The organism is Bacillus sp. FSL W8-1202 (genome assembly GCF_038006165.1).
Lineage (GTDB): Bacteria > Bacillota > Bacilli > Bacillales > Bacillaceae > Bacillus > Bacillus subtilis.
The window spans coordinates 902713-920910 of the sequence record NZ_JBBOUR010000001.1 but is presented as its reverse complement, the minus strand read 5'-3'; the positions used below and the strand labels follow the sequence as shown (position 1 = coordinate 920910).

Here is an 18198-nt window from a genome sequence, read left to right as displayed (position 1 = left end):
GGGAGAAGAACAATGGCCGACAAAGCGTTTCATACCCGTTTAATCAATATGCGGCGTGATCTTCATGAACATCCTGAGCTGTCATTTCAAGAGATTGAAACGACGAAAAAAATCCGCCGCTGGCTTGAGGAGGAGCAAATCGAAATACTTGATGTTCCTCAATTGGAGACTGGCGTGATTGCAGAAATCAAAGGACGGGAAGACGGCCCCGTGATAGCAATACGAGCGGACATTGACGCGCTCCCGATCCAAGAACAGACGAATCTCCCGTTTGCATCTAAGGTTGATGGCACAATGCATGCGTGCGGACACGATTTTCATACTGCTTCTATTATTGGCACAGCGATTTTGCTGAATCAAAGAAAGGCCGAGCTGAAAGGTACAGTCCGCTTTATCTTTCAGCCGGCCGAAGAAATTGCCGCAGGAGCAAGAAAGGTTCTAGAAGCTGGCGTACTTAATGACGTTTCTGCGATTTTCGGCATGCACAATAAGCCGGATCTGCCTGTCGGGACCATTGGTGTAAAGGAAGGTCCGCTCATGGCAAGTGTTGACCGGTTTGAAATCGTCATCAAAGGGAAAGGCGGACACGCCGGCATCCCGAATAACAGTATTGATCCAATCGCTGCAGCCGGGCAAATCATCAGCGGGCTGCAATCTGTGGTCAGCCGCAATATCAGCTCACTGCAAAACGCAGTCGTCAGTATCACAAGAGTACAGGCGGGCACGTCGTGGAACGTGATTCCAGACCAAGCTGAAATGGAGGGGACGGTTCGAACCTTTCAAAAAGAAGCGAGGCAGGCTGTTCCGGAGCATATGAGACGAGTGGCTGAAGGAATTGCAGCGGGCTATGGGGCACAAGCAGAATTCAAGTGGTTTCCTTATTTGCCTTCCGTTCAGAATGACGGCACATTTTTGAATGCGGCATCCGAAGCTGCGGCACGGCTTGGCTATCAAACCGTTCACGCTGAGCAGTCTCCGGGCGGAGAAGACTTCGCTCTGTATCAAGAGAAGATTCCGGGATTTTTTGTCTGGATGGGAACGAACGGGACGGAGGAGTGGCATCATCCGGCCTTTACACTGGATGAAGAAGCCCTTACGGTTGCCTCTCAATACTTTGCGGAGCTGGCGGTTATTGTATTGGAGACCATCAAATGAGCAAACAAGGGCTGACAGCAGGTCTTGCAGAGGCTGTGAGAACGTCACAACCTGAGCATTCAGTTGACGCGATTCACGAAGCAAAAAAAGGATTACTTGATTTTACTGCCGCTTCATTCGCAGGAAGAGAAGATAAAGGAATTCAAAAGCTCCTCCGTCTGATAGAGGATGAAGGAGGCCGGCCCCTTGTTCCTGTTATCGGACAGGGCAAAAAGGCCGCGCCATTACAATCCGCGATGCTCAATGGATTTATCGCCCATGCATTGGATTTTGATGATGTCCACTCCGATGTAAGAGGACACCCCAGTGCAGTCATCGTACCGGCCCTTATTGCTTCTGCCGCTCGCGGACATGACGAGCGGCTTCTTGGCGCTTATGTTGTTGGTGTTGAAGTGATGGCACGGCTGGGAGAATCAATTGGCAGCCGCCACTATGAGAAGGGCTGGCATAATACAGGTACGCTTGGTGCCATCGCTGCTGCCTGCGCCGTAGGTTATGCTGAGGAGCTGACTCAGGAAAAGCTGGAAAAAGCGATTGGTTTTGCGGCTACGCAATCTGCTGGGATGAGGGTGCAATTTGGAACAGAAATGAAACCGCTGCACGCCGGTCTGGCTGCTCAGGCTGGCTTGCTGGCCGTTAAGCTGGCCCAATCAGAATTTGGCGGGTCCCGCACGGCACTTGATGGAGAAACTGGTTTCTTCAGTCTGTACGGTGACGTTGAAAAAGCACAACATACTTTGCTAAACGATTGGGGGGCACCGTGGAGAATTGTGCAGCCGGGTCTATGGTTTAAAATCTATCCATTTTGTTCCGCGGCACACCATGCTGCAGATGCGGTACGACAGCTTATCTCCGAAGAAACCATTTCTGCTGCCAATACCGAACGTATTGAAGTGATTTTTCCGCCAGGCGGAGATGCTGCATTGACGGAAAGATCTCCGAAAACTGGAGAGGAAGGCCGTTTCAGCGTTGAATATGTGATTGCTCTTGCTTTGCATGGACACGACCTGACCGTTGAACATTTCAACAGCCAGCCGATCCCAAACGGCATTCAAACGACAATAGGGCATATTCAGCGCGTATATGACAATGCTACTCAGCCGGCTCCCCATGCCGTTCCAAAAGGCCGTTTCACGATTGTCCGGGCCTATTTATCAGACGGCCGGATTTGCGAAGCGCGTGTGGACTGCCCAAAAGGGGCGCCAGGAAATAAGCTGTCTGAAGAAGACATAATAGAAAAATTGACATTAACGGTCCCGCAAGAAAAAGCGCGGAGCATCATAACAGCCGTTGAAAAAGCCGATATAAAAGAATTTTTAGCTCATATTGAATAAGATCAACTCTATTCGGTGATTTCAGATGATATGATAAAACCAATCATACGTTTGAAAAAGGAGAAAACCATGACGGTGAATGACGCGGTTGTATTCATTTTGGCTGCCTTTTTACTATGGGGAGCGGCGGATTATTGTTTGGGAAACAGATGGGGGCTAGGCGAGCGGTTTGCGGACGGCTTTAAGGCTATGGGGCCGCTGGCGCTGTCCATGATCGGAATTGTGTCGCTGGCGCCCGTGCTGGCAGCAATCCTGATTCCCATTGTTGCTCCGTTTTACACAGCGATTGGCGCGGACCCTTCTTCCTTTGCGAACACCATTTTGGCGATTGATATGGGAGGATATGCGCTGGCTGGAGAAATGGCGAAAGATCCGCAGGCCGGGCTGTTTTCATGGGTGTTTTTAGGAACAATGATGGGACCGGCAATCGTCTTCACGATTCCCGTCGCTCTTGGCATCATCGAAATAGAGGATCATCCGTATTTTGCGAAAGGTATATTAATCGGGCTGTGCACAGTGCCGATCGGTTGTTTCATCGGCGGATTATGCGCGGGCTTTGACATCGGCATGATAGGTAAAAACCTTCTGATCCCGAGTCTGTTATCTGCTGTGATCGCTTTTGGATTATGGCGGTATACCGACAGTATGATTCGGTTGTTTCATCTCTTCGGGAAAGCGGTCAGTGTGGTTGCGATTATCGGGCTTGCAGCTGTTTCTGTTGAAACGATGACCGGTATTGTGCTGATTCCGGGAATGGAGAATGTCGAGACAGGGATACAAACGACAGGGACCATCGCCATTGCCCTGGCAGGGGCGTTTCCAATGACGGCTTTTATTACAAAAACCTTTAAAAAACCGCTTCAGGCCCTGGGGAAACACCTTCATTTAGATGAGACAGCAACAGCAGGCTTGGTGACCTCTTTGGCGCACCATATCCCAATGCTGGCTTCATTAAAGGATATGACGCCGAGAGGAAAGGTCATCAATGTCGCGTTTGCGGTCAGCGGCGCCTTTGTACTCGGCAGCCATCTCGGTTTTGTGGCTGGAATGAAAAAAGAAATGGCGGCGGCCATGATCATTGGGAAATTAGCAGGCGGAGTCACAGCTGCCGCAGCGGCTGCTTGGATGACACCTGCACAATCAGCTAAACAGCAAAAACGTATCTCAGCCGGCCATAGCTGAGGCAGAAGCTGTTTCAACTTTGTCCAATCGGGAATGTTACAGTAAAGATTTCTGTGAAAGAGGGTTGAACACATGGCGGTGAAAGACCGGTACATGTCAAAAATAAAACAGGAAACCAAGCCTTGGATCAAACGATTCGGGAGGCTTGGTTATTTTGCATTCGGCGGCGTTTTTATTCTGCTTGGGGTTTTGGCCTTTATGACGGCTGCCGGGGCAGGCCGCGCGAAAGATTCGAGCGGAGCTCTCCAAACGCTATCACGCATGCCGTATGGGTCACTATTGCTTTTTTTAATAGGCATCGGCCTTATCGGCTATGTGATCTGGATGGTGTTAAGCGCGATCAAGGACACGGAGGGGCACGGAAACAGCAGGCGAGGCCTGTCACGGAGAATAGGAAACTTTTTCAGTGCCGCTGTTTACACATCCATCGCTTGGAATGCCTTGCGATTTGTGTTTGGCCAAGGGGACGGCGGCACTTCAGAACAGACGTGGTCCGCTTATGTATTGGCGCAGCCGTTCGGCCAATGGCTCACAGGGCTTACGGGTGCGGGTTTTATCGTATTTGCGATTGTTCAATTTATGAAAGGCGTTCGGGCTGCTTTTATGAAAGAATTCGATACATCAAAAATGAACAAACAGATGATATGCATCACGAAAAACACCGGGCGCGCAGGCAATATCGCCCGCGCCATTATTTTCTCAGCCATCGGCTATTTTCTCATCAAGACAGCCATGACCGCTGATCCTGACGACACAAGAGGCTTTGACGGCGCGCTCGCCGAACTCGCGCAGCAGCCGCATGGCAAATTGATTCTGTCTATATTGGCATTAGGCCTGATCCTATATGGAATGTACGCCATTATGAAAGGCATTTATCAGCATATGACCTGGGAGAAGTAAGCTCTGGGCAGGTCCGCGCCCAGAGCGTTTTTCAGTTTCTTAGAAATCAGGTGGATGAAAGCCGGCGCCAGCCTGTATAATAAAAGCAAATCAAAAGCAGTTTTATCAGGACTGATCCACAGGGAGGTGCGGAATGGATCGGGAAAAACAACAATTAAGCATAGAAGCGGCAAGGCTTTACTATCAGTCTGACTACAGTCAGCAGCAAATTGCTGAGCAGCTCAACATTTCAAGGCCAACCGTTTCCCGGCTGCTGCAATATGCAAAGGAAAAAGGGTATGTCCAGATTCGCGTCATGGACCCTTTTGAGGATTTGGATGCGCTCGGTTCCATACTTGAAGAGAAATACGGTCTCCTCGAGGCGCATGTTGTGTTTTCCCCGACACCCGATTATGCAGGAATTACACATGACCTAAGCCGCTATGGTGCAGAATATATGCATGAAACGGTAAAAGACGGCGACATTGTCGGCGTCAGCTGGGGAACCACCATGTATCAAATCGCGCAAAACATGCAGCCGAAGCAGGTAAAAGGCGTCGAGGTCGTCCAGCTAAAAGGCGGCATCAGCCATTCCCGGGTAAACACGTATTCGGCTGAAACGATTCAGCTGTTTGCGGAGGCTTTTCAAACGATGCCGCGCTATCTCCCACTTCCCGTCGTGTTTGATAATGCGGATGTGAAGCGAATGGTGGAGAAAGACCGTCATATTGAGCGGATCATCGAGATGGGAAAGCAGGCGAATATCGCTCTTTTTACGGTGGGGACTGTCCGTGACGAAGCGCTGTTGTTCCGGCTCGGATATTTTAACGAAGAAGAGAAAGCCCTGCTGAAAAAACAGGCCGTCGGGGATATTTGTTCACGCTTTTTTGATGCGAAAGGGAATATTTGCAGCAGCGCCATCAATGACCGGACCATCGGTGTTGAGCTTCAAGACCTTAGACTGAAGGAACGCTCCATTTTAGTTGCCGGCGGAAGCAGAAAAGTATCTTCCATTCACGGAGCATTAACCGGAAAATATGCCAACGTTTTAATCATTGACCAGCATACCGCGAGGGCGCTTGTTAATGATTTGTGACACGCTCAAACCTTTCGTTGAACAAAATTTCAATTACCAATTTACATATGTTCAAAAGTCGGTTATGCTAAAAAATATCTTAACAAAAAAGGAAGTGTGCGAAGGATGTCATTAGCCAACATAATTGATCATACAGCTTTGAAACCGCATACACAAAAAGCGGACATTCTAAAACTAATTGAAGAAGCGAAAACATACAAATTTGCTTCAGTATGTGTCAATCCGACATGGGTGGAGCTTGCTGCAAAAGAGCTTAAGGGAACTGGAGTCGACGTTTGTACGGTCATCGGCTTCCCGCTCGGTGCCAATACAACTGAAACAAAAGCGTTCGAAACAAAAGACGCCATTTCAAAAGGCGCCACTGAAGTGGATATGGTCATTAATATTGCCGCTTTAAAAGACAAGGAAGACGATGTGGTGGAAGCTGATATCCGCGGTGTAGTGGAAGCTGCAGCCGGAAAAGCGCTTGTCAAAGTCATTATCGAAACGTGCCTTCTGACTGATGAAGAAAAAGAACGTGCATGCCGTTTAGCGGTGTCTGCGGGAGCGGATTTCGTAAAAACATCAACAGGCTTTTCTACAGGCGGCGCAACGAAGGAAGATATCGCCTTAATGCGCAAAACAGTAGGACCTGATATCGGCGTGAAAGCATCTGGCGGCGTCAGAACGAAAGAAGATGTAGACACAATGGTAGAGGCCGGAGCAAGCCGAATTGGCGCCAGCGCAGGCGTTTCTATCGTAAAAGGAGAAAATGCATCAGGAGGAGACAACTATTAAGAGCTGACGGAAGGCAGACTGCTTTCCGTTTTCTGAGGAAACAGTGATTGTAAGCGAATACAAATAAAGGAGAAACACATATGAAGTATTTGATTGGGATTATCGGTTTAATCGTGTTTTTAGGCCTCGCGTGGATCGCGAGCAGCGGCAAAAAAAGAATTAAGATCCGCCCAATTGTTGTTATGCTCATTTTGCAATTTATTCTTGGCTACATTCTCCTCAATACCGGGATAGGGAATTTCCTCGTGGGAGGATTTGCAAAAGGTTTCGGTTACCTGCTTGAATACGCGGCAGAGGGAATTAACTTTGTGTTTGGCGGCTTGGTGAATGCGGACCAAACGACATTCTTTATGAATGTTCTCTTGCCAATCGTGTTTATTTCCGCTCTGATCGGGATTCTGCAAAAGTGGAAAGTCCTCCCGTTTATTATTAGATATATCGGCCTTGCCCTCAGCAAGGTAAACGGTATGGGAAGATTGGAATCGTATAACGCAGTGGCTTCTGCGATTTTAGGGCAGTCAGAAGTATTTATCTCCTTGAAGAAAGAACTCGGTCTTTTAAATCAGCAGCGCTTGTACACGCTTTGCGCATCTGCGATGTCAACTGTATCAATGTCGATTGTCGGCGCGTATATGACAATGCTGAAACCGGAATATGTTGTAACAGCGCTGGTCTTGAACTTATTTGGCGGTTTCATAATTGCTTCTATTATTAATCCGTACGAGGTTGCAAAAGAAGAGGATATGCTTCGTGTTGAGGAAGAAGAAAAACAATCCTTCTTCGAAGTGCTCGGAGAATACATCCTTGACGGTTTCAAAGTAGCGGTTGTCGTCGCTGCGATGCTGATTGGATTTGTCGCGATTATCGCCTTGATCAATGGCATTTTTAATGCAGTATTCGGTATTTCGTTCCAAGGCATTCTTGGATATGTGTTTGCTCCATTCGCTTTTCTTGTCGGTATCCCATGGAATGAAGCTGTTAATGCTGGAAGCATTATGGCAACAAAAATGGTATCGAATGAATTTGTCGCCATGACGTCGCTTACGCAAAACGGTTTCCATTTCAGCGGCCGTACAACAGCGATCGTATCGGTATTCCTTGTGTCATTTGCGAACTTCTCCTCAATCGGAATCATTGCCGGTGCCGTAAAAGGACTGAATGAAAAGCAAGGAAATGTCGTCGCTCGTTTCGGCTTGAAATTATTATACGGTGCTACGCTTGTCAGCTTTTTATCAGCAGCAATTGTGGGCTTGATTTACTGAACTTAATCGAAAAGGATCGGTGACCAAACATGAGAATGGTAGATATCATCATCAAAAAACAAAACGGAAAAGAACTCACCACTGAAGAAATTCAATTTTTCGTGAACGGCTACACAGACGGAAGCATTCCTGATTATCAGGCAAGCGCGCTTGCTATGGCGATTTTCTTCCAGGATATGAGTGACCGTGAACGCGCGGACTTGACGATGGCTATGGTGAACTCCGGTGAAACGATTGATCTTTCTGCCATTGAAGGAATTAAAGTGGATAAACACTCCACCGGCGGCGTCGGCGACACGACAACACTCGTTCTCGCTCCGCTTGTTGCGGCTCTTGACGTGCCGGTTGCCAAAATGTCCGGCCGCGGCCTCGGCCATACGGGCGGCACGATTGATAAGTTAGAGGCAATCGACGGCTTCCACGTGGAACTGACGAAGGATGAATTTATTAAACTTGTGAACCGCGACAAGGTTGCGGTCATCGGCCAAAGCGGCAATTTAACGCCGGCTGATAAAAAACTGTACGCGCTTCGTGATGTAACGGGAACGGTCAATTCCATTCCGCTCATTGCAAGCTCGATTATGAGCAAAAAAATCGCTGCCGGGGCGGACGCCATCGTGCTTGACGTAAAAACGGGAGCGGGCGCCTTCATGAAAACAGAAGAAGACGCAGCTGAACTTGCCAAAGCGATGGTACGCATCGGAAATAACGTCGGCCGTCAAACAATGGCTGTCATTTCAGACATGTCCCAGCCACTCGGCTTTGCGATCGGAAATGCGCTTGAAGTCAAAGAAGCGATCGACACGCTCAAAGGCGAGGGACCCGAGGATCTTCATGAGCTTGTCTTAACGCTCGGCAGCCAGATGGTTGTGCTTGCGAAAAAAGCCGATACATTGGACGAAGCGAGAGCGAAGCTGGAAGAAGTCATGAAAAACGGCAAAGCACTTGAGAAATTCAAGGATTTCCTGAAAAACCAAGGCGGCGACAGCTCAATTGTTGACGATCCGTCTAAGCTTCCGCAAGCCGCATATCAAATTGATGTGCCTGCCAAAGAAGCGGGTGTCGTCTCTGAAATCGTTGCGGACGAAATCGGCGTCGCGGCGATGCTGTTAGGTGCCGGTCGCGCCACAAAAGAAGATGAGATCGATTTAGCCGTCGGCATCATGCTCCGCAAAAAGGTCGGCGACAAAGTAGAAAAAGGCGAACCGCTCGTGACACTTTACGCCAACCGCGAAAATGTTGATGAAGTCATCGCAAAAGTCTATGACAACATCCGCATCGCCGCGGAAGCGAAGGCGCCGAAGCTGATTCATACGTTGATTACTGAATAAAAAAAGCACATCCCATCCTGAGTGGGGTGTGCTTTTTTGATTAAAGGATGTGATCAGCCTGATATTCCTCTTGGCTGATTTTTTTCGCTTTTGTAACACTTCTTTTGAAATGGTAGATCAGATAGCAAAGGATGATACAAGGAACTCCGCTCCATCGTGTGAATGTTCACGCTATGTTTTTTTGCATATGCTTCATAGGCCTGGCTGTTGCTGAATTCTCTGATACCCAGCTGGATCAAATGTTGACCTTCAATGATCTCTTCATCCAAAAGGCGGCGGAAGGGGGTGCCGTTTGTCGGCCCCCCGTCCTCCGTATTGCGTACATCGTGATGGGCATCAAATTGAATCACCGCTGTCGTTCCTTTCGTTTGTGCTATCGCTTTTATGGTGGAGTAGCTGATAGAGTTATCTCCCCCAAGTATGAGCGGCACCCAATCCGGATGATCCGAAAGCAGAGCGTGCATGGTTTGGAAAATGTGATGATGTGACTTTACGATATCAGTGACATGAATATCGATATCCCCCAGATCATATAGAAGCTCTGATACGACGTGCTCTCCAAGCTCAGCAGAATAGGCTGATGAATGTTTCAGAGCCTGGCGTATTGTTCCGGGTGCAAAGGAAGCGCCTGAATGACTGATGGAGGATTTTGATAGGGGGACACCTATCAACGCCGGTCCCTTAATGTCCTGGCCGTCCCATGTTGCGATCAGGTCGCTCATTTTTGTGACATCCCGGTCTTTAAACGAAGATCCGGCCTCTCTGAGAAAAGGGTACTTATCCAAGAATGGCTCCCTCCTTGTTGACAACAATTGTTCCGTTTTTCATGACTTGATGTACATGATTGACCCCGTAGTGATACGGAATATACATATAGTTCGAGGCTTGCCAAATGACTAGATCAGCTGAGCGGCCGACTTTGAGCTGACCGGCTTCTTCTCCTTTCCCTATGCCGTATGCGGCATTGACTGTGACCGCGTGCCATATTTCTTCTGCAGTCATCTTCAGATGAAGCGCGGCAATGGACATAATCAGCTGGATATTTTCAGTCGGCGAGCTGCCAGGATTAAAATCCGTTGCCAAGCTGACACATACACCTTCATCAATCATAGCTCTAGCCCTGGCGTATGTGCTTTTGCCAAGATAAAATGTCGTGCCCGGCAAGAGGACGGCGATCGTTCTTGCCTCAGCCAATTTCTTTATGCCTTCGTCCGATGCACCTACCAAATGGTCGGCTGAGACGGCCTTTAGCTCACCTGCTAATTCAGCACCTCCAAGCGGATCGATTTCATCTGCGTGTATTTTTAATCCGAAGCCTGCCTCAGCTGCTTTTTGTAAATAACGGCGGGATTGGCTGACTGTAAAAACGCCTGTTTCTGTAAAAATATCAGCAAAGCTGGCGAGCTCCTGCTCTTTGATTTCCGGCAAAAGGGAAAGCATTTGATCCAGAAATTCATCTGGATCGTTTTGATATTCGGGAGGAATCGCATGGGCTCCCATAAATGTGGAAACAAGGTCAACAGGCTGGCTTTCATGCAGTTTCTTTGCGACACGCAACTGTTTGAGCTCTGTCTCTTTTTCCAAGCCGTAGCCGCTTTTCACTTCTGCTGTGGTTGTGCCGTAGGACAGCATTCTTTGCAGATGAAAATGGGCTTTTTGCAGCAGCTCTTCTTCTGAAGCCGCCCTGGTATCCTTGACTGTAGACAGAATCCCGCCGCCCTGCGCCAGAATATCCAAATATGAAATGCCCTGAAGCTTAAGGTTCATCTCCTTTTCACGAGATCCGCCAAATACAAGATGGGTGTGCGGATCAACGAGGCCAGGCGTTACAAGGCGTCCCGAACAGTCAATGATTTCGTCTGCCTCGTAACCGGCTTCAGCCCCTTTTTGTCCGGCGAACACAATTTTCTGTTCATGGATGCCGACAACAGCGTCTTCGATCACATGAAGATCCTGCATGCTTTTGCCTGCCCGCGGACCGCTGCTTTCCATCGTCAAAAGCTGACCGATGTTGATGAGAATCGTATCAATTTGCTTTGGCATGTCATCACTCCTTTATTTTTGCATCGGCACGATAATGTCCTGTTCCTTCGCTACTTCAGCGGCACGTTCATAACCCGCATCCGCATGACGGATAATGCCCATTCCTGGGTCGCTCGTTAAGACCCGCGCGAGCCGCTCGTCAGCCAGCTCACTTCCATCGGCCACTGCAACCATGCCGGCATGCAGGGAATAGCCCATTCCGACACCGCCGCCATGGTGGAAGGAAACCCAGCTTGCACCCGCCGCCGTGTTGACAAGCGCATTTAGCACAGCCCAGTCACCAACAGCGTCACTTCCGTCCTTCATCGCTTCTGTCTCCCGGTTTGGAGAGGCGACAGACCCGCAGTCCAAATGATCTCTCCCAATAACGACAGGCGCTTTTAGCTCCCCGCTTCTAACCAGCTCGTTAATGGCGAGGCCCATCTTTTTTCGTTCTCCATATCCAAGCCAGCAGATACGGGACGGCAAGCCTTGGAAGGTGACTTTTTCCTGTGCCATATCAATCCAGCGGTGAAGGGCTTTATTTGTCGGAAACAGCTCTTTTAATAACGCATCCGTACGGTAAATATCTGCCGGATCTCCGGAAAGCGCCGCCCAGCGGAACGGCCCTTTTCCTTCACAGAATAAGGGGCGGATGTAGGCAGGGACAAAACCCGGAAAATCGAAGGCATTCTCCAGCCCTTCATCCTTTGCGACTTGCCGGATATTGTTGCCGTAGTCAAATACAATAGAGCCCTTTTGCTGAAAGGCCAGCATGGCTTCGACATGTTTTTTCATGCTTTGCTTCGCAAGGCGCACGTAAAGCTCTGGATTGTCTTGACGCAAACGGTCAGCTTCATCAAGGGAGTAGCCTTCGGGAACATAACCGATTAAAGGGTCATGGGCTGATGTCTGATCTGTCACAATATCAATTTTGACGCCTCGGTTCAAAAGTGTGTGATGCACCTCAGCCGCGTTTCCGAGAAGCGCAATGGACAAAGGTTTTCCTGCCAGCTTTGCCTCTTCAGCCCAAGCTAAGGCTTCCTCAATCGATGCTGTTTTTCGATCGCAGTATTTTGGTTCGATCCGCTTGTCGATGCGTTTCTCGTCAACCTCGACGGCAATAACGACGCCTTCATTCATCGTGACAGACAGCGGCTGTGCGCCTCCCATTCCGCCGAGACCCGCTGTCAGCGTCAACGTTCCTTTTAAGCTGCCCCCAAAGTGCTGTCGCGCCAGCTCAGCGAAGGTTTCATAGGTTCCTTGCAATATGCCTTGTGAGCCAATGTAAATCCAGCTGCCAGCCGTCATCTGTCCGTACATCATTAACCCTTTTTTCTCAAGTTCGTGGAAATGCTCCCAGTCTGCCCACTTCGGAACAAGAACAGAATTTGCTAGGAGCACGCGCGGGGCCTGCGGGTTTCTTGCAGCTCTTATCATGGCCTTCACCCTCCCAAACTACGTCTATGCACAAAAACCTATATTTAAAGAAGTCAGCGTCCATGACCCTTCCATCATTGAAACAAACGGCACCTTTTATGTTTTTGGATCTCATCTCGCTTCCGCAAAAACAAATGACCTCATGCAATGGCAGCAGCTGACCACCAGCGTAAGCAACGACAACCCACTTATCCCGAATGTCTATAAAGAATTAAAAGAAACCTTCGAATGGGCGCAATCCGATACTCTTTGGGCGGCTGACGTCACGCAGCTGGCGGACGGCAAATACTACATGTACTACAACGCCTGCCGCGGCGACTCGCCTAGGTCCGCCATGGGTGTTGCTTGTTGCTGACAATGTCGAAGGCCCATACAAAAACAAAGGCATCTTTTTGAAATCAGGAATGGAAGGCACAAGCAACGATGGAACACCGTATGACGCAACCAAACACCCGAATGTCGTCGACCCGCATACCTTCTTTGATAAAGACGGCAAGCTATGGATGGTGTACGGATCATACTCAGGCGGCATTTTCATACTTGAAATGAATCCGAAAACGGGCTTCCCGCTTCCTGGACAGGGATACGGGAAAAAACTGCTCGGCGGCAACCACAGCAGAATCGAAGGCCCGTATGTTCTCTACAATCCAGACACCCAATACTACTACTTATACCTATCATATGGCAGTCTCGATGCAACAGGCGGCTACAACATCCGTGTGGCCCGCTCCAAGAAACCGGACGGCCCTTACTATGATGCAGAAGGCAATCCAATGCTCGACGTCCGCGGCAAGGGAGGCACATTCTTCGACGACCGTTCCATCGAACCATACGGCGTCAAACTCATGGGCAGCTACACTTTTGAAACAGAAAATGAAAAAGGCACCGGGTACGTCTCACCAGGCCACAACTCCGCATATTATGACGAGAAAACCGGGCGTTCCTATTTAATCTTCCACACCCGCTTCCCGGGCAGGGGTGAAGAACACGAAGTCAGAGTCCACCAATTGTTCATGAACAAAGACGGCTGGCCGGTAGCAGCACCATATCGTTATGCGGGCGAAACATTGAAAGAAGTAAAACAAAAAGACATCACAGGAACATACAAACTTATCCAGCACGGAAAAGACATCTCAGCCGACATCAAACAAACCATCAACATCCAGCTCAACAAAAACCACACCATTTCCGGGGAAATGACCGGAACATGGAAGAAAACCGGAAAAAATACAGCCGACATCACGTTAGCGGGCAAGACGTATAACGGGGTATTTTTACGCCAGTGGGATTCGGTGAGAGAGAAGAACGTCATGACGTTTAGTGTGTTGAATGGCAGCGGTGAGGCTGTTTGGGGAGTGAACTGATTTTTTCAAATAAAGGTGTGAAAATTCTAGACTCTACTAGTTTAAACAATATATAATAAGTGAAAAGCATATTTTGTTAAAAATCTATGATACTTAAGATTCTATTTTGTATAAAAATATTGATTGGAGGTCAGCGCTATTTCTGTATTTAATAGCAATTTATTTAATAACATAATACTTAATCCTTACAATGAAGGAAGGAGAAAGTTGAAAATTATTACTGCTTATGCTTCTCCTTCTTTTTTACATCATGTACTTTATACTCTTAATGAAGTAGAAATTGAGTTATTTATAGGCATGACAAAAGTCCAGCCAATAACTATTTGGGACCACAAAGAATATTTGAAGATGGCAGATGATACAAAGCGACTGACTGTGAATTATCATAATGGCAATAAACCTGTACACTCTAAGATAGTTTTGTGGGAACAGGAAGGTTTATTTATTTCTGAATCAGCTTTTGTAGGATCTGCTAATTTCACAAGAAATGGATACTCTAATTATAGTGAAACAATGGCTAGTGTTAATCCTTCGCAAGTGATAAACATATTTTCTAATTTAAAAGATTATGTACCGTTTGATCAACCAAGTCTTGAAAAAACTATGAAATTCACATATCAATCAAATTCTAACAATTCAAATATTGATGGTTCTGCACTGGGTAACTTAGTAAAAGAAAAAGGTTATTGCCATTTTAATTTTCCGTTAACCGTAAATAATAACAGAAGAAAAATTCATGAAAAGTCGGGTTTGAATTGGGGACAAAGACCAGGAAGAGAATTAAATCAAGCATACATACCTGTACCTAAAGAAGTGAGAAAAACAGACTTCTTTCCAGATAAGAAGATAGAATTTACAGTTATTACTGATGATGGAGAGAGTTTTATTTGTGTGGTAGCTCAAGATGATAATAAGGCTCTTGAGACATGTAGAGATAATAGTATTTTGGGTAAATATTTTAGAAATCGCCTTGGTGTCCCATTGGGAGGTTTTGTAAGTATTGAAGATTTAGATATGTATGGTAGACACTATGTAACTATTTATAAAATAAATAATGAAACGTATTTTATGGATTTTAGCTGAGGAGACTGTAAATGATTCAATCAGGTATTAGTAAGGTGAAAAAATTCAATCGGGTCCTTAAAAGGGATTTGCCACAAGAAGAAATAGATAGAATAATGACAACTGCAGAGAAAATGAATATAAAAATAGGGAAACCTTATGATGAAACTCGTCAAGGATTGCTTTTTGGCCAGGTTCAAAGCGGTAAAACTAACAATATGCTAATGACAATCGCAAAAGCAGCTGATAATGGGCACCGATTATTTATAGTATTAACTTCTGATAATCTTTGGTTATATGATCAGACACTTGAACGTATACAAGAAGCATTACCTGGATTGTTAACACTTGGTAAGGACTCCTGGGGAATTGAATCAATGACAACCAGAATCCGTACAGCTCTTCAGCATAGTGGGATAGTATTGGTCACAACCAAGAATAAATTGATCTTGCCCAAAATGCAAGAGTTTATTGAACAGTATATTTCGACTTCTACCAGAGCAATAATATTTGATGATGAAGCTGACCAAGCTAGTCTAAATACATTTGCAAACAGTGATATGCAAAGTAAGTTAAGTGAAGTAAGTGCTTCTATAGTTAAGTTAAGAGATTATTTTCCAAAACATGTGTACGTACAGGTTACGGCTACCCCTCAAGCTCTCTTTTTACAAGGTGCTAATAAAGCTTTTCGTCCAGATTTTATTGAAAAATTTGATCCGGGAGTAGGTTATGTAGGAGGAGAAGTTTTTTTTGAGGACGAATCATTTGCTATGAAGTCATTTGCAGATACAGAAATAGATGACATAATGAATGAAAATTCCAATCTGTCCTTTTACACAGGAGGTTTGGCAATTCCCACTGGCTTGAGACAGGCACTGTGCACCTTTTTTGTAGGGGCTGCTATGAAAATATGTAATGAAGAGGAAACAAATTATACATTCTTATGCCATGTCAGTCATAAACAGGATGATCATAAAAGACTTGAAGCTATAATTAATGGTTTTATTACGAGTTTATCTATAGCTTTACATGAGGAAAATCGTGAGGAAGAACGAGATATTGTTTATACATATTTGAATGAAGCTTACCGTGACTTATCTCAGACTAATAGTCGAGTACCTTCTTTTGAATCAGTTATAAGCGAAATTGCAGATAATATTACTAGTACACAATCACAATTAATTATATCTGGAAGTCATTTTAAAAGACCAAACTACAGTGCTCCATTTAATATATTGATAGGTGGAAATAAGCTAGGACGAGGAGTAACGATTAAAAGGTTGCTAGTAACCTATTATGGGCGTACAAGCCAAGCTCCCAAGGTTGACACTATTCTTCAACATGCAAGGATGTACGGTTATAGACAAAAAGATTTGGGCGCTTTGAGGTTTTATACATCTCATTCAATTTCAGACATTTTTAAGGAGGTTTATCTTTCAGAAAAAAGGCTTCGAGAAGTAATTGATAAATCTAATCCGAATGACTTGCAGGCATTAGTTTTATCAAGAACAAAACATTCTATAATTAAACCGACAAGATCAAACGTTGTTTATTTGGATTCAGTACTTTTTTATATGTCAGGAAAACGGTATTTTCCTAGAAATCCATTAGTGAGTAATGTTAGTTTATTAGATCAACTATTAGCAAGTTACAAGAGTGATCAGGGACTAACTATGGTGCCGATTCAGACTCTGATTGAGATTATAAATCTAACTAAATCAGAGAATTTTGAAGGAGGCAGCTGGGATGATGAGGCTGTATTAGCATGTTTGAAAAATATGAAAAATATGTATAATAATCGTGGTTATCTTGCTGTACGAAGAAATAGAGATATACAAAAGTATGCAAGGTCAATGTTATCTTCAGATGATAATCAATTGTATAACCCAGATGGTCCTACGTTGATAATGTATAAATATACTGGTTCTTTAGATAAGGGCTGGACTGATAACAAGCCGTTATGGGTTCCAAATCTAAGATTTCCTGATGGAAATACATATTTTATGTTTTCCGCGAATGAAATGTTTAGTTAACTTTTAAAAGTTGTATAGGAGGAAGTTGCTAATCCTATCAAAAAAGCTTGTAGAAGTAAAACTTCTACAAGCTTTTAATAAGCTTAGACAGTGTAAGGTACTTTTCCTTCATGGACTAACTCATCAAATGTCCATTTAGGTTTGACAAAGGGATATTCAATACCTGCAAAGGTTTTTAAAACAGCTTCCGCAATAATTTTAGCTGCTTTAGGAGGGACAGCCATTCCAATTTGCTGTCTTACTTTTTCTTTTTTTCCTTCAAAAACAAAATGATCCGGAAAGGTTTGAAGGCGAGCACGTTCTCTATTAGTTAATGCTCTTGGTTCATTCCAGTGATAAACATGAGTTCCCCCACCTCCGCTGCCAGTTACGGTGTAAGAAGGTTCATCTGGATGGAGCCTTTTATAAATCTGACTCATTCGCGCCCCTTTGACCTTTAGCCGCAACTCTTCAGGAATTCCTTCATACCAAGCATTTTTGCCGGGAGGAATATAGTTTAACATTTCAATTGTTTTAGGATTATGTTTTGTTAGTTCATGATTCTCTGTAAAATCTAGAATTGGAGGGTTATTAAGAGCCTCATTTGCAGTTACGTATTTATCTGGTGTAATAGGTGCAGGCACTTTAAATACTAAGTCCTGATCTTTTCTAATACCAACTATTATGATTCGGTGTCTTTTTTGAGGAACACCATATTCTTCAAACTTATATAAATGAGGTGTTAAATGATAGCCAAGTCCTGCAGAGGCCAGTTCTTTTAATATTTGTATAAACGCTTTTCCCTCATTTGCACTTTGAAGTCCGCCTACATTTTCAGCAATAAAAAATTTAGGGTTATGATAATTAAGAACTTTAACACCATAAGAATAAAGCGGACCATAATCACCGCTCATCCCTTTGTGCTCACCTACTACACTGTAATCATTGCAAGGAAATCCAAACGCTAAAGCATCTATTGGCGGGAGGCTTTCAATGTCAAGTTCCTGAACAGGACCTTCAATTACACTCGAGTCATCTATGTTCTGGCAAATATTACGTCTGTATGTTTTACAAGCTGATTCATCATAATCATTAGACCATTCGTGTTTGATTTTATATTCATTACCAGAATCATCAACAATACACGCGCTTGTTAAACCTAAAGCAAGTCCTCCGGGTCCGCTAAAAAGCTCTCCTTTACGGAAGATCATATAAAAACCTCCATTAATTAATCTAAGTAATACATATTATAAACTATAACATATTTTTTTGCAGCAAGGGG

General features: G+C 45.4%; 12 protein-coding genes and 4 pseudogenes. 11 read left to right on the top strand and 5 right to left on the bottom strand.

Features of this window, described 5'->3' with window-relative positions:
* The first annotated feature begins 12 nt into the window (after positions 1–12).
* The 8 genes from sndB (at position 13) to NSQ09_RS04635 (ending at position 9016) form a co-directional block, all read left to right on the top strand.
* Positions 13–1155, top strand: coding sequence for an N-acetyl-sulfur-metabolite deacetylase SndB (gene sndB, locus NSQ09_RS04670; protein WP_144453117.1), 1143 nt, complete (start codon positions 13–15; stop codon positions 1153–1155).
* Positions 1152–2489 (top strand): MmgE/PrpD family protein, encoded by a 1338-nt coding sequence (locus NSQ09_RS04665; protein WP_086344509.1) that lies wholly within the window; start codon positions 1152–1154, stop codon positions 2487–2489. Before sndB ends, NSQ09_RS04665 begins: the two co-directional genes overlap by 4 nt.
* A gap of 69 nt (positions 2490–2558) precedes the next feature.
* Entirely contained in the window at positions 2559–3671 is a 1113-nt protein-coding gene (eutH, locus tag NSQ09_RS04660; RefSeq protein ID WP_216995648.1) for an ethanolamine utilization protein EutH, read from the top strand.
* Between the two features lie 72 nt (positions 3672–3743).
* Positions 3744–4571, top strand: coding sequence for a DUF1206 domain-containing protein (locus NSQ09_RS04655; protein ID WP_015385093.1), 828 nt, complete (start codon positions 3744–3746; stop codon positions 4569–4571).
* Between the two features lie 133 nt (positions 4572–4704).
* Positions 4705–5646, top strand: coding sequence for a DNA-binding transcriptional repressor DeoR (gene deoR, locus NSQ09_RS04650; protein ID WP_003227124.1), 942 nt, complete (start codon positions 4705–4707; stop codon positions 5644–5646).
* A gap of 105 nt (positions 5647–5751) precedes the next feature.
* Positions 5752–6423, top strand: a complete 672-nt coding sequence (gene deoC / locus NSQ09_RS04645) for a deoxyribose-phosphate aldolase (protein WP_003227127.1) — start codon at positions 5752–5754, stop codon at positions 6421–6423.
* 80 nt (positions 6424–6503) lie between these two features.
* Positions 6504–7685: a nucleoside permease NupC gene (nupC, locus tag NSQ09_RS04640; protein ID WP_003244143.1), complete on the top strand. Its 1182-nt coding sequence runs from the start codon at positions 6504–6506 to the stop codon at positions 7683–7685.
* Between the two features lie 29 nt (positions 7686–7714).
* Positions 7715–9016, top strand: a complete 1302-nt coding sequence (locus NSQ09_RS04635; protein ID WP_003227132.1) for a pyrimidine-nucleoside phosphorylase — start codon at positions 7715–7717, stop codon at positions 9014–9016.
* Positions 9017–9056: 40 nt separating this feature from the next.
* Here the strand turns inward: NSQ09_RS04635 and NSQ09_RS04630 are convergent.
* From NSQ09_RS04630 to hutU, 4 genes and pseudogenes are all read right to left on the bottom strand, one after another.
* Positions 9057–9164: pseudogene (locus NSQ09_RS04630) on the bottom strand (hypothetical protein); the annotation flags it as partial.
* Between the two features lies 1 nt (position 9165).
* Positions 9166–9801: pseudogene (gene hutG / locus NSQ09_RS04625) on the bottom strand (formimidoylglutamase); the annotation flags it as partial.
* The gene (hutI, locus tag NSQ09_RS04620) at positions 9794–11059 is read right to left on the bottom strand and encodes an imidazolonepropionase (RefSeq protein WP_048655064.1); all 1266 of its coding nucleotides are present in this window, start codon (positions 11057–11059) and stop codon (positions 9794–9796) included. The pseudogene hutG and the gene hutI, both read right to left, overlap by 8 nt.
* A gap of 12 nt (positions 11060–11071) precedes the next feature.
* Positions 11072–12460: pseudogene (gene hutU, locus NSQ09_RS04615) on the bottom strand (urocanate hydratase); the annotation flags it as partial.
* 16 nt (positions 12461–12476) lie between these two features.
* Here hutU and abnB point away from each other — a divergent pair.
* The 3 genes and pseudogenes from abnB (at position 12477) to NSQ09_RS04600 (ending at position 16937) form a co-directional block, all read left to right on the top strand.
* Positions 12477–13842, top strand: a pseudogene (abnB, locus tag NSQ09_RS04610) (arabinan endo-1,5-alpha-L-arabinosidase AbnB).
* A 123-nt stretch (positions 13843–13965) separates the two neighbouring features.
* Positions 13966–14925 carry a restriction endonuclease PLD domain-containing protein gene (locus NSQ09_RS04605; RefSeq protein ID WP_341030609.1) on the top strand — a complete coding sequence of 320 codons (960 nt, stop codon included), beginning with the start codon at positions 13966–13968 and terminating at the stop codon, positions 14923–14925.
* An 11-nt stretch (positions 14926–14936) separates the two neighbouring features.
* Entirely contained in the window at positions 14937–16937 is a 2001-nt protein-coding gene (locus NSQ09_RS04600; RefSeq protein WP_041334044.1) for a Z1 domain-containing protein, read from the top strand.
* An 83-nt stretch (positions 16938–17020) separates the two neighbouring features.
* Here the strand turns inward: NSQ09_RS04600 and NSQ09_RS04595 are convergent, their stop codons facing one another.
* Complete coding sequence (locus tag NSQ09_RS04595) at positions 17021–18127, bottom strand: DNA cytosine methyltransferase (RefSeq protein ID WP_341030608.1); 1107 nt, start codon at positions 18125–18127, stop codon at positions 17021–17023.
* Between the last annotated feature and the right edge of the window lie 71 nt (positions 18128–18198).

Bases quoted from the DNA above. Each gene is read 5' to 3' on its own strand.
- NSQ09_RS04595 (WP_341030608.1), bottom strand. From the start codon at position 18,127: ATGATCTTCCGTAAAGGAGAGCTTTTTAGCGGACCCGGAGGACTTGCT.
- hutI (WP_048655064.1), bottom strand. From the start codon at position 11,059: ATGCCAAAGCAAATTGATACGATTCTCATCAACATCGGTCAGCTTTTG.
- sndB (WP_144453117.1), top strand. From the start codon at position 13: ATGGCCGACAAAGCGTTTCATACCCGTTTAATCAATATGCGGCGTGAT.
- NSQ09_RS04665 (WP_086344509.1), top strand. From the start codon at position 1,152: ATGAGCAAACAAGGGCTGACAGCAGGTCTTGCAGAGGCTGTGAGAACG.
- NSQ09_RS04655 (WP_015385093.1), top strand. From the start codon at position 3,744: ATGGCGGTGAAAGACCGGTACATGTCAAAAATAAAACAGGAAACCAAG.
- NSQ09_RS04600 (WP_041334044.1), top strand. From the start codon at position 14,937: ATGATTCAATCAGGTATTAGTAAGGTGAAAAAATTCAATCGGGTCCTT.
- NSQ09_RS04635 (WP_003227132.1), top strand. From the start codon at position 7,715: ATGAGAATGGTAGATATCATCATCAAAAAACAAAACGGAAAAGAACTC.
- deoC (WP_003227127.1), top strand. From the start codon at position 5,752: ATGTCATTAGCCAACATAATTGATCATACAGCTTTGAAACCGCATACA.
- nupC (WP_003244143.1), top strand. From the start codon at position 6,504: ATGAAGTATTTGATTGGGATTATCGGTTTAATCGTGTTTTTAGGCCTC.
- eutH (WP_216995648.1), top strand. From the start codon at position 2,559: ATGACGGTGAATGACGCGGTTGTATTCATTTTGGCTGCCTTTTTACTA.
- deoR (WP_003227124.1), top strand. From the start codon at position 4,705: ATGGATCGGGAAAAACAACAATTAAGCATAGAAGCGGCAAGGCTTTAC.